Below are 12,639 nucleotides of genomic sequence, written 5' to 3'. Positions count from 1 at the left end.
TGTTTTTTTGCGTTGTTGAGCGAAAATCAGGGATGGGCAAAGGATCAACAGGATAAGAAGGGAATTGAAATTCACTGCATAAGCAGTTTTAATAAGAAAAAAGCGAGTGTAATTCATAAAAAAGGCAATTAGTCGATTTTGAAATGTAAATAGAATTACTACAATGTAATATTGGAAATAATCGGAGAGATTTTTATTTCCAATATACCGCGGATTATATTTTTTTGTGGATAACTGAGTACTTTTGAGTGTGAACGTAGGTATGCGTGGGTGTGTAAATTATCTAAAAATTTATGATCCAGTTTGTTAGATCTTCTTTTGTTGGGATATCTAGTTTTTTGCGAAGCCTGTATTTTCTGGCCTGTACAGCCTTTACTGAAGATCTGGCATATCTTGCTATTTCCTTGGTATCAAAGTTTAACCTTATATAGATACACAGTTCCAGTTCGGTTATAAGCAGACTTGGGGCAATGACTAGAAGTCTTTTGCAAAATTCGGGATCTAGTTCATTAAACCTGTCATAGAGTATGGGACTGTTTTTTCTTGCCAGATCAACGAGTTCGTTTAAAGTATTCTCCTTTTGACCTGAGGGTGTCTCATACCGGGCTTCTTGGGGTACCGATATCCTTCTAAGTCTTACATCTCTTTTTCTATAGCGATAAAAAAAAACAGAACATACAATGAGAATAGTTAATGCAGCAATAATTGAAATATAAAGATTTCTACCCGCACTTGCTGCGTTATTTTTATCTTTTATGATACCTTCTAATGGTTGTCTCATTTCTTTTTTCCCTGCCAGATTCAGGCTATCTGTAATTTTCGCATATTTCTCCATAAAAAAAACATTATTCTTTTGATCATCAAGCTTATCGTAAACCTGGGATAAGTCTTTATATATAGCCTTTTGAAAATCTGATGCTTTGAGTGCTATGGATAGATCCAATGCACTTTGATAAGCTATTAAAGACTTTTGATAGCTTTTTGTAATGTATTTTAATCTGGCATCCGTTAAATAGGTTATTAAAACCTCAATTTTGTTGTTTTTCCGGTAGTCTTCTCTGACTAAATAAATATTAGGCAGATATTTTTTTGCAGAATCGTATTGTTCTTTATCAAAATAAGTCATGCCAATTCTATTTAATATGCCGTAGAGATTAATATTGTTTTTTGGCTTGATTGTTAATCTTGCGTAATGTTGACTACTATTCTTAAGATACAAGAGTGCACTGTCCGGATTGCCATTGGCTGCTTCAATATTCGAGGCCATAAAAGCAAAAATATCTCCCAGGGCATAGTGATATGCATTGTTATCTTTGAGCTTTTGGGCATAGGATGTAGCCTGGCTCAATGCTGTTCTGCTCTCCTCGTAGAACCCAAGTTCCGCATAACAGCTTGCTTTTAAGGTAAGTAATTTTATGATGTATGAAGGAATACCTAGATGTATGGCTTCATACATCTCACTGTCGATTAGTTTCAGGGTCTGACTTTGTTTACCTAATCCATTTAATCCAGATATCAAGGTCAGTTTGCCTTCCATTAATCCTTTATCATAACTAATTGATTTGGAGAGGTTATAAACTTGCCGCGCTATTTCTGTTTTTTCTTCAGTTGAATTGGAATTTTGCATTATCGTAATCAGGCTGTCTACCCGTTGGGCCAGGTTGGGGTCTTTGGTCTGTTTTTGTTGGGCAAAAGCGAGGGCAGGGCAGAAGAAGATCAATAGGACAAGAATATAATATAACCTTACTGTATAAACAGTCATAACACGAAGAAAACAGGTGTATTTCATGAAAAAAAAATAAGTTTTTTAAACGTAGCATAAAATAGATATTTTAAAAGTTTATAATCCAGTTCATTATGTCTGTTTCTGTTGAGATATTTAGTTTTTTTCGAATTCTATATTTTTTGGCCTGGACTGCCTTTATCGAAGACATGGTATATCTGGCTATTTCCTTGGTATCAAAATTGAGTCTTATATAAATACATAGTTCTTGTTCAGTAATAAGCAGGCCTGGGGCAATGGTGAGAAGTCTTTTGCAAAATGTGGGATCAAGTTCGTTAAACCTGGTGTAGAGTATAGGACTGTTTCTTTTTGCCAGCTCAATGAGCTCAATTAGGGTATCCTCATTTTGATTGGATGCTAGTTCAGTCTGGTCTTCTCCTGGTGTTGCTATCTGTTGTTCCTCTCTGATTCGCTTTCTGTAACTATAAAAAATCACAACTCCTATGAGGAGGGAGGCTGGCGCCGCAATAAGCAAAATGTAAGAGGCCTTATCTTTGTTTTTTGCTGTGTTTTTAGCTTTTATAATCCTTTCCAGAGGCTGCCTTATCTGCAATTTCTCTGCCCTGTTAATACTGTCATTAAGTACTGCATATTTATTCAGGAAGAAAGCCTCCTTTTTTTGATTATTAAGTTTACCATACACCTGAGCCAGGTCTTTATAAACATATTTTTGATAATATGGATAGTTTTGTGATACTCCCAGGGCATTTTGGTAAGCGATTAAAGACTTTTGGTAGTCCTTGCTAATGTATTTTAAGCGGGCATCTGTAAAATAGGTTGAAAAAATACCTGAGCTGTTACTTTTCCGGTATTCTTCTTTGATTTGATAAATGTATGGCAGATATTTTCGGGCCGAATCATATTGATTTTTCTCAAAATATTTCATACCAATTCTGTTCAGTATATTAAAAAAATAAATATTATTTTTTCGTTCAACAGTTAATTTTGCATATTGCTGGCTACCATTTTTCAGATAAAAAAGTATGCTATCTGGATTGCCTTTGGCTGTTTCAATGTTCCAGGCCATCATTTCATCAATACTCCCCAATGCACTACGATATAGATTGTTGTCGTTAAGTTTTAGTGCATAGGACATTGCCTGGGTCAATGCAGCCTTGCTTTCATCGAAAAAACCAAGCATCGAATAACAGCTTGCTTTTAGCTTGAGTAATTGTATGATGTATGAAGAATCATTGAACTGTATAGCTTCATTTATAGATTCATCAATCAGTTTCAAAGCTTTGTCCTGATTGCCTAAAGCATTTAACCCAGCGATCAGATTAATTCTGCCCTCTATTAACCCATCGCGGTAACCAGCAGCTTTAGACAGATCATAAACCTCGTGCTCTATTTGTATTTTTTTTGTAGTGGTATTGGCATTTATAATAGCTGTGATTAGGCTATCCACACGCCTGACCAATTTGGGGTTGATAATTTTTTTTTGTTGAGCGAGGATCATGGAGGGGCACAGTACTAATAGGATAAGTAGGTAATTGAATTTATTCAAGGCATGAGTAGTTAAAAAGCGAGAGTAATTCATAAAACAAGCCCTTTAAATGACCTGAAGATATAAATGAAACTAATGCAATAGTAAAATATAATCAAAATCAATGTTTTATTTAAGTTACAAAATTTATTCCAACATTGGAGGGGGATTTTTGAAAGACAATATTCGGGGTGATTTCATAACTACCAGAAAAGCTTTATTGAATTTTCAAGGTTTTCCGCTTGTGTATGTAAATTATACTGAACGGCTGAAACAACTAATAGGTGTCTAAAAGTTTAAAATCCAGTTTGTTAAGTCTTCTTTTGTTGGGATGTTGAGCTTTTTGCGAAGTCTATGTTTTCTAGCCTGGATGGCTTTTATTGAGGACCTGTTGTATGTGGCTATTTCCTTGGTATCAAAGTTTAGCCTGATATAGATACACAGTTCTTGTTCAGTGATAAGCAGACCTGGAGCAATTGCTAATAGTCTTTTGCAAAATGTGGAATCAAATTCATTAAATCTGGTGTAGAGTATGGAACTGTTTCTTTTTGCCAGTTCGATGAGATCATTTAGAGTTTGCTCACTATTGCGGTTAATTGGTAATAAGTTAACAATTGGTTCTGTCCTTTTCTTTAGCCCTCTTTTTTTATTGCTAAGAAAAAAAAGAGAACCAGCGATAAGAAAGACTTGTACGGTAACAATCATCACATAATAGGTTGTATCCTTATTCCCGGCTGCATCTTTATCTTTAATAATGGTTTCTAACGATTGTCTTATTTCCCTTTTTTCTATTCTACTAATGCTGTCACTCATCTGAGCATATTGTTTTATTGAAATGACCTGTTTTCTTTGATTACCAAGTTGAGCGTAAACCTGAACCAATTCTTTATAAATAGTTTTTTGATAGTAAATCAATTTTAGAGATATAGATAGGTCTAATGCATCTTGATAGCCTGCCAACGATTTTTGATAATCTTTTCTAATGAAACTCAAGTTGGCATCCGTCATATATTCCATTAAAAGTTTCAACTTACTTTTATTCCGGCCTTTCTCTTTGATCCGATAAATGTAAGGCAGATATTTTTGAGCTGAATCATATTGTTTTTTTTCGAAGTAAATCATGCCCATTCTATTAAATACATCGAAAAGAAAAATATTGGCTTCGGGCTTGATATTTAGTTTTGCGAATTCCTTACTACTATTTCTATAATAAAAGAGTACACTGTCCAGCTCGTTATTGGTTGTTTTATAATTCCAGGCCATTTGAGCGTAAATCTGGCCCATGGCATAATGATATTCATTGTCGTTCTTAAGTTCTTGGGCAAATGACCTGGCTTGTTCCATCACTGTTCTGCTTTCCTGTTTGAACCCAAGTGATAAATAACAGGTTGACTTTAGGCTCAGTAATTCCAGACTGTATAAAGGGACATTTAACTGTAAAGCTTCATCCATATGTTGATTGATCAGTTTCAAAGACTGATCAAATCTACAGCTATTAACCATTTCATTTAACAGGTGAAGTTTGCCCGCTATTAATCCTTCATGATAGCCAATCGATGTGGATAGGTCATAAACCTCATGCTCTATCTCCGTTTTTTCTTCTATTGAATTGGCATTTTGCATTATGTTAATCAGGCTATCTACCCGTTGTGCCAGTTTGAGGTCCTTGTTTCTTTGAGGTTGTGCGGAAACCAGGAACGGACACAAGATCAAGGTCAGGAGCGCAAAAATATAATTGAAATTCACTGGATAACCAGTTATAACACGAAAGAAACGAGTGGAATTCATAGAAATAAGCACCTGTATGACATTGAGATATAAATGAAATTGGAATAATTATAAAATTTAATCAGGATCACCAGAGGATCTGATTGTAAGATATTGCGTTTTGTAGATTGGATAATTGGTTGAGTGCGTATGTGTGTTGATATGGGTACGTATGAGTACACTTGGGTAGGTTAAATAGGATTGAGAGGTCTTGAATTAAATTATTTCCTCTTTATTGCCTTGCTAAATCTTTTTAATTGTTTATTTCAAATTATAATTTGGAAGAATGAAGCGGATTTAGATTTAAATATTTAAAAAAAAGACGGTCCGTATAAAATTGAGTAGATATAAGAGGTGTCTTGAGTAATAGTGTATATCTGTATTTTCTTTAGGTGGATTTAATAATCTTAGTTTCAGTTATTCAAAATTTATCGAAACAATATGAAATTTAAGCTATTTAATTTTGCTTGTTTCCTGATCGTAAGCACTGTAGCCCAGGCTCAGACAGTATATCAGTGGAAAACAGGAACATCGGGCGGTTATACGTATAAGTACGTAACAAATGACCCAACTAAAACACGTTTCTATACTTTAAAAAACGGTCTGACTGCAATTTTATCACAAAACAGTAAAGAGCCAAAGATTGTATTTAAAATGGCAGTTCGTGCAGGAAGTAATACAGACCCAAAAACCAATACAGGCTTGGCACATTACCTGGAACATCTTTTATTTAAAGGAACCGATAAGTTTGGAACTTTAAACTATGCAAAAGAGAAACCTTTATTGGATAAAATAGAGGCACTTTATGAGGTTTATGGCAAAACTACCGATGCTGCAAAACGTAAAGAGATTTATAAAGAAATTGATATAACTTCTGGTGAAGCTTCGAAATATTCTATCGCGAATGAATATGTCAAGATGATGAAATCTATTGGTAGTGAAGAAACTAATGCACACACTTCTGTAGAAGAAACCGTGTATGAAGAAAATCTACCTTCAAATAATATCAATAGATTCTTAGCTGTACAGGCAGAACGTTTTCGTGCCCCTGTTTTTCGCCTTTTCCATACAGAGTTAGAAGCTGTATACGAAGAAAAGAATATGGGTTTGGATAATGATTCCCGGAAGGTATCTGAAGCCCGTCTTAAAGCACTATTTCCAACACACAATTATGGCCAGCAAACAACTATTGGTACCATTGAAGACCTGAAAAAGCCTTCGTTATCAGAAATCAGAAAGTATTATAACAAATATTACGTGCCAAATAACATGGCTATTATTATGTCTGGTGACATCAATTATGATGAATTAATTAAAAAAATAGACATGAGTTTTGCTTATATGGTACCAAAGGCGTTAGCATTATACAATCCGGCACCCGAAAAGCCATTAACCCAAATTCAAAAAGTTGATGTTTATGGTCCAGGTGCTGAAAATGTTTCTGTGGCTTATCGTGGTTATGCTCAAAATTCGCACGAAAGTCTGGTCTTAGATTTAATCAGCAGTATTTTATCTAACGGTAAAGCTGGTTTACTTGATATCAATTTAAATAAGCAACAAAGAGTATTGAGATCTGGTGCCAGTTATAATCAGTTGAAAGATTATGGTGTATTTAATTTATCCGCTTCTCCTAAAACTGGTCAGGATCTTGAGGATGCACGTAAACTTCTGTTAGCACAAGTTGATCTGATAAAAAAAGGTGAATTTGATGAAAGTTTAATTAGGGCAACTGTTGCCAATACCAAATTGGTCGAATTGGGGGCTTATGACAACAATGATGTGCGCGCTGATGCAACGATGACTTCTTTTATTCAAAACAGAGGGGGGGAATGGAACAAAACTTTATCTGCTACGGATGCAATGGCAAAGGTTACTAAAAAAGAAATTGTTGATTTTGCCAACAGATTCTTCGCTGATAATTATGTTTTGGTCTTGAAACATAAGGGTGAAGATAAGAGTATTGTTAAGGTTGAAAAACCGGCTATTACTGCTGTGAAAACTAACGAAAATGATGTTTCTCCGTTTACCAGACTGATTATTGATGAAAAGGTAAAGCCAATTGTGCCTGAGTTTTTAAATTATACCAAAGATTTAAATTTTGGTAAAGCTGGTCTTGCTGATGTGATTGCGGTAAAAAACACAGAAAATAGTATTTTTCGTATGACTTACCGTTTTGATAAAGGATCATATAATTACAAATTATTACCTTATGCAGCCCAGTACTTAACTTTTCTGAGTACAGATAAATACAGCGCTGAACAAATTAGTAAGGAGTTTTACAACATTGCCTGTACCTATAGTATCAATGTGGGCAGGGATGAAACCACCGTATCTGTAAGCGGCTTGCAAGAAAATTTTGACAAAGCGGTTGCTCTGGTTGAGCATGTTTTAGCTAATTGCAAACCAAATGAAAAAATGCTTGAAGATTTAAAAGGACGACTTTTAAAAGTCAGAGAGAATAACAAACTGAACAAAGATATAATTAGAAGTGGTTTGGTGAGTTATGCAATTTTTGGCGCGGATAACCCATTTAATTATAGTTTAAGTAGCGATGAGATTAAAAATATCAAGGCTGATGATTTAATCAGTCTTTTGCATAATCTAACCAACTATAAACATACTGTTACCTACTTTGGTCCCAAAGATTTAAGTTCTTTCTCAACTGAGCTAATCAAGCTACATACATTGCCAAAAGAATTTATACCAGAAGCTCCATTAAAGAAATTTGTATACACCACTACCAACACCAACAAAGTTTACTTTGCTGATTACGATATGGTACAGGCAGAAACCATCTGGGTACGTAATTCCGGTTTATACAATCCGGTAAACGCAGCTAAAATAAATCTGTTCAATGATTATTTTGGCGATGGTGGTAATATGAACTCTGTCGTATTCCAAACCATCCGCGAAGCTAAAGCACTGGCTTACGCTACACAGGCCAGTTATTCTATCCCGGACAGTAGAGAAAAAGAAATTACAATGATTGCTTATGTAGGCGCACAGGCAGATAAATTGAATGAAGCGGTTGCTGGGATGAATGAATTATTAACCACATTACCTGAATCTGATAAATCTTTCAACTTGTCTAAGGGCAATAGTCTGAACAATCTTGAAACTGGACGTATTACAAAGGACGGGATTATTTATGCTTACCTGGCAGATAAAAAACTTGGTTTTGATCATGATTCAAGAAGAGATCTATATACTGGTTTGAAACCGCTAACTTTTAATGATATAAAAGCTTTTCATCAAACTAATTTATCAAGCAAACCTTATAACTATTGTATTGTTGCTTCCGAAAAAAGGATAAATATGGGCGATCTGGAGAAATTCGGAACAATTAGTAAGCTAACCTTAGAACAAATTTTTGGTTACTAAAAGTAGCTAGATTAAAGGGGCCTTAATTTATATTTCAAAAAGCGTTTCGGTCTCAGATCGGAGCGCTTTTTAATAAGCCTAAATATCATCTTTTGTAGTTTGGGTGCATTTGAGTAGCTAAATGGGTGAATGTGAGGGTCCTGAATGATTACTAATATTATGATTAACTATGACCTTTGTTTTCTTATGAACGCAATAGGTCAAAACAAGTAATATGAATAAATACATAATAACGTATGGTAGGCCCATTCTGTTTTCAGCTGACTTTAAATTTAATGGTCTAAATCATGAAACCGATGGAATAGAGAGTGCAGGTCTTTTTATTATTCTTCATGATATGGAAAAATTGAAAATATTATGTGTTGATGAGAAAGCTTCTAAAACTGTTAGCGAAAGACTTGATCTGGACGAAAAAATTATAGGTGATTTTTTAGGTATTCATTAAAAATTGAGATTATGTTTAACAAGGAGAATTGTACTGTAGAAATTCGAAAATATGCTATTATCAGTGGGCATGTTATTTTATTTGATATTGGGCTCGATCATTCCACTATGTTTGATCAGGGTGAGATCATCACAAGTGCGGGTTTAGTTTGTATATGGAGAAAAGGAAATGGGCAACAAGTCATCTGCTGTGATGAAGGTGTCCACTTTTCTGTTTTGAGTAAACCTGTAACTGATGAGAAACTTATAGCCGAATACCTGGGTGTTGCTGTAAATAGTATTAATCCTTTGTCAGATATTAGAAATAGCATTTGTTGAAAATTTATGTAATGATAATCTAACAAATATGTATTTAATATGATTGGTATAAATGTTAATAATTACAAAAATGTATTGAATACATGGGATGAAATGTATGTTCATGATGGTAATTTAAGAGGTCAGTATCATGAAATTATTAATTATCTGAAAAAAGAGTCCCTGAGTGATCTCAATAAGAAAGAGGAGCTTGCTAAAAGATTATTTATGAGCCAGGGGATAACTTTTACTGTTTATGATAGTGGTGAAGGGATCGAGAAAATTTTTCCGTTTGACATTATTCCCCGTATAATAACTTCTCTTGAATGGTCATTGATTGAAAATGGTATCAAACAGCGCCTAAAAGCCCTGAATCTCTTTCTCAAAGATGTTTATAATAGTCAGTTTATTATAAAGGACGGGGTTATACCAGCTGCACTGATCTATTCCTGTCCTCATTTTTTAAGGGAAATGTACCAGCTTAATGTGCCCCATGATATTTATATCCATATTGCCGGGATAGATCTTATTCGCGATTATGATGGAACCTTTTATGTTCTTGAAGATAACCTGAGGACACCATCGGGTGTAAGTTATATGTTAGAAAACAGGGAAATAACCAAGAGATTATTCCCTGATTTGATTCCCCGGTGCAAGGTACGCAGCGTTACCGAATATCCTTCTATCCTGTATAAAAACCTGTTGGCACTTTCGCCGCGTGCAGTGTCTAACCCTACAATAGTTTTGTTAAGTCCGGGAATGTACAATTCTGCTTATTATGAACACACTACCCTGGCCAGGTTAATGGGGGTAGAGCTGGTTGAGGGGAGAGATCTGATAGTCAGGGACCAGAAGGTATTTATGAAAACGACAACAGGAATGCAACAGGTCGATGTGATCTACCGAAGGGTAGATGATGATTTTATTGACCCTTTAGCTTTTAACCCTAACAGCGCCCTGGGGGTTGCTGGTTTAATGAGTGCTTACCGTAAGGGTAATGTGGCTATCATTAATGCTGTTGGAAATGGAGTTGCAGATGATAAAGCTATTTATAGCTATGTTCCCGAAATGATAAGGTATTACCTCAATGAAGAACCTTTACTAAAGAATGTACCTACCTATAGATTGGGAAACGCTGATGAAAAAGAGTATGTTTTCAGCAACATGCATAAAATGGTGATCAAAAAAACCAACGAAAGTGGTGGCTATGGAATGTTAATGGGGCATGCAGCATCTGAGCTGGAAATTGAAAACTATAAGAAAGAGATTCTTAAGGATCCACGCAACTTTATTGCCCAGCCGACCATTAGCCTTTCCACGGCACCATGTTATATGGATGGTGTGTTGCAGCCTCGTCGTGTGGATCTAAGGCCATATGCTTTGTATGGCCCTGATGGTATTTCAATAGTGCCCGGAGGGCTGACCAGAGTTGCTTTGAAGGAAGGCTCATTGGTCGTAAATAGCTCTCAGGGTGGGGGTAGTAAAGACACTTGGGTTTTATCATCTTAAATTTTATCGGATCATTATGTTAAGCAGAGTAGCATCAAGTTTATATTGGTTAAGTAGATATGTTGAACGAAGTGATGGCATATTAAGAATGTTAAAAATAAATTATGCTTCGTCTCAGGATACCATTCACGAATTCACATGGGATCCCGTAATAAGGATCTCCTCTGGAGGGAACGAAAAGGAAATTTCTGCAGTGAAGAATGATAGTCGTTCAGTTGTGGAGTATTTGTTATTTAACCGTGACAATCCTAATTCTATCATTAATATCATTACACTGGCCAGAGAAAATGCCAGAAGTGTTCAGGAACATATTGCAAAAGATTTATGGCAATGTCTCAATGAGTATTATCATACGGTTAAAGATCCTAAGTTGTTATGGCATATTCAAAAAGATGATCCGATCACTGCTCTGGATATTCTGATTAAGCAGGTGATGCTCTATTACGGTACAGCAGATAGTACAATGGAGAGGGGGGAGATCAGAAGTTTTATGAGTATCGGTAAATACCTGGAAAGAAGTATTCAGTCTATAGATACCCTGGATATAAAATTTATATCGATCTCTGACAATCCTGATTTACTTACTGATACTTCTTACTGGAAACACTTGTTGCTTTCTCTGGGAGGATATGAGCTTTATCTGAAATCTTATCGTGAAGGTTTTGGTGCAGAAAATGTATTGGAGCTGGTGATGCTGAATAAGGATTTTCCGAGATCTGCAATTTATTCTGTCAACAACATTCATCGCTACTTTGAGCGCTTAAAAAGCGAAAAGAACATAGATCATTACAATAACCTATTGTTCAATATAGGCAGACTAAACAGTAGTATTACCTATAGCTCTGTTTATAGCATGAAAGAAGAAGGATTGCATCAATATCTGGTTAATATAAAAAACGAACTATATACCATTGGCAACCTTTTGAATGAATATTACTTTGCGAACTCTTAATCCTAAATAAAATGCCGGTTTTTAAAATAAAACACATCACCAACTACAAATATGAATCGCCGGTGCGTGATAGTGCAAACCAGATCATACTATTTCCTATTAAGGATGAATGGCAGAAAGTCATTAAACATGATCTTAATATCTCGGGGAGTCCGGAAGTCGATATTTTCATTGATTATTATGGTAATGAAATTGGAATATTTACCCAAAGCGAGCCGCATAATCAGTTAAAGATTTTTTCAAAGATCTATGTGGAAACAATAGCAAAACCTTTTCCACAAGATGATCTACCTGTAAGCAAGCAATGGTGTATGCTTGAAGACATCAAGTATGAAGTGCCATTCGTGGACTATCTGAAGCAGGAGTATTTTGAGGAGTCGGAAAATTTATTACAAAAGGTAATGGAGCTGATGGATGAGAATGATACGCCTTACCAAACTGCAGCTAAGTTCTGTAATTACATCTATACCGAATTTGAATACATAAAAGGCTTAACCAGTGTCGATACTACTCTCAATGAAATATTGAGATTAAAAGCAGGTGTATGCCAGGATTTTGCGCATATACTTACTACGATGCTCAGGTTTGTGCAAATTCCAGCGCGGTATGTGAGCGGTTATATCTGTCCAAACAAAGATGGAATGAGGGGTGAGGGGGCAACACATGCCTGGGCCGAAGTCTATATTCCTGAGTATGGCTGGTTGGGGCTGGACCCAACAAATAATTGTATTGCTAGTGAGAATCATGTGCGGCTTGCTGTCGGCCGTAATTTTAGTGACTGTTCTCCAGTCAAAGGGGTTTTTAAAGGTGCGTCCGGACATGTTCTAGAAGTAACAGTATCGGTGGGGCTTGATGATGATGAGGTTATGGAAACAGAAAATTACTTTCAGCCGAAAGAGATTAACTACAGTAAAGCCGATCCAGGCCTGCCTGCCAAAAATAGTTATCAGCGATATATGGATGCGCTCATGCAACAGCAGCAACAGCAACAATAAATTTTATGAAAATGAATTCGAAAAT

At 35.7% G+C, this 12,639-nt stretch carries 9 protein-coding genes; 6 read left to right on the top strand and 3 right to left on the bottom strand.

Features of this window, described 5'->3' with window-relative positions:
* Positions 1 to 283: 283 nt before the first annotated feature.
* From HDF25_RS15270 to HDF25_RS15260, 3 genes are all read right to left on the bottom strand, one after another.
* Positions 284 to 1,789, bottom strand: coding sequence for a helix-turn-helix transcriptional regulator (locus tag HDF25_RS15270; RefSeq protein ID WP_184626243.1), 1,506 nt, complete (start codon positions 1,787 to 1,789; stop codon positions 284 to 286).
* Between the two features lie 43 nt (positions 1,790 to 1,832).
* On the bottom strand, positions 1,833 to 3,191 hold the full coding sequence (locus HDF25_RS15265) for a tetratricopeptide repeat protein (protein ID WP_184626241.1): 1,359 nt from the start codon (positions 3,189 to 3,191) through the stop codon (positions 1,833 to 1,835).
* Positions 3,192 to 3,557: 366 nt separating this feature from the next.
* The gene (locus tag HDF25_RS15260; RefSeq protein ID WP_184626239.1) at positions 3,558 to 4,892 is read right to left on the bottom strand and encodes a helix-turn-helix transcriptional regulator; all 1,335 of its coding nucleotides are present in this window, start codon (positions 4,890 to 4,892) and stop codon (positions 3,558 to 3,560) included.
* 585 nt (positions 4,893 to 5,477) lie between these two features.
* On the opposite strand from HDF25_RS15260, the gene HDF25_RS15255 reads away from it, so the two are divergent.
* From HDF25_RS15255 to HDF25_RS15230, 6 genes are all read left to right on the top strand, one after another.
* Positions 5,478 to 8,417 carry a M16 family metallopeptidase gene (locus HDF25_RS15255; protein WP_184626237.1) on the top strand — a complete coding sequence of 980 codons (2,940 nt, stop codon included), beginning with the start codon at positions 5,478 to 5,480 and terminating at the stop codon, positions 8,415 to 8,417.
* Positions 8,418 to 8,631: 214 nt separating this feature from the next.
* On the top strand, positions 8,632 to 8,862 hold the full coding sequence (locus HDF25_RS15250) for a hypothetical protein (protein ID WP_184626235.1): 231 nt from the start codon (positions 8,632 to 8,634) through the stop codon (positions 8,860 to 8,862).
* Between the two features lie 11 nt (positions 8,863 to 8,873).
* Positions 8,874 to 9,179 carry a hypothetical protein gene (locus tag HDF25_RS15245; protein ID WP_184626234.1) on the top strand — a complete coding sequence of 102 codons (306 nt, stop codon included), beginning with the start codon at positions 8,874 to 8,876 and terminating at the stop codon, positions 9,177 to 9,179.
* Between the two features lie 39 nt (positions 9,180 to 9,218).
* Positions 9,219 to 10,667, top strand: a complete 1,449-nt coding sequence (locus tag HDF25_RS15240; RefSeq protein WP_184626232.1) for a circularly permuted type 2 ATP-grasp protein — start codon at positions 9,219 to 9,221, stop codon at positions 10,665 to 10,667.
* Between the two features lie 16 nt (positions 10,668 to 10,683).
* Entirely contained in the window at positions 10,684 to 11,619 is a 936-nt protein-coding gene (locus HDF25_RS15235; protein WP_184626230.1) for an alpha-E domain-containing protein, read from the top strand.
* 11 nt (positions 11,620 to 11,630) lie between these two features.
* Positions 11,631 to 12,614, top strand: a complete 984-nt coding sequence (locus HDF25_RS15230; RefSeq protein WP_184626228.1) for a transglutaminase domain-containing protein — start codon at positions 11,631 to 11,633, stop codon at positions 12,612 to 12,614.
* The last annotated feature ends 25 nt before the right edge of the window (positions 12,615 to 12,639 follow it).

Source organism: Pedobacter cryoconitis, from assembly GCF_014207135.1.
Taxonomy (GTDB): Bacteria; Bacteroidota; Bacteroidia; order Sphingobacteriales; family Sphingobacteriaceae; genus Pedobacter; species Pedobacter cryoconitis_D.
Note: the sequence above shows the minus strand (reverse complement) of the source record. Positions and strands in the feature narration are given on the sequence as shown.

Bases quoted from the DNA above. Each gene is read 5' to 3' on its own strand.
- HDF25_RS15270 (WP_184626243.1), bottom strand. From the start codon at position 1,789: ATGAAATACACCTGTTTTCTTCGTGTTATGACTGTTTATACAGTAAGG.
- HDF25_RS15260 (WP_184626239.1), bottom strand. From the start codon at position 4,892: ATGCAAAATGCCAATTCAATAGAAGAAAAAACGGAGATAGAGCATGAG.
- HDF25_RS15255 (WP_184626237.1), top strand. From the start codon at position 5,478: ATGAAATTTAAGCTATTTAATTTTGCTTGTTTCCTGATCGTAAGCACT.
- HDF25_RS15250 (WP_184626235.1), top strand. From the start codon at position 8,632: ATGAATAAATACATAATAACGTATGGTAGGCCCATTCTGTTTTCAGCT.
- HDF25_RS15245 (WP_184626234.1), top strand. From the start codon at position 8,874: ATGTTTAACAAGGAGAATTGTACTGTAGAAATTCGAAAATATGCTATT.
- HDF25_RS15240 (WP_184626232.1), top strand. From the start codon at position 9,219: ATGATTGGTATAAATGTTAATAATTACAAAAATGTATTGAATACATGG.
- HDF25_RS15235 (WP_184626230.1), top strand. From the start codon at position 10,684: ATGTTAAGCAGAGTAGCATCAAGTTTATATTGGTTAAGTAGATATGTT.
- HDF25_RS15230 (WP_184626228.1), top strand. From the start codon at position 11,631: ATGCCGGTTTTTAAAATAAAACACATCACCAACTACAAATATGAATCG.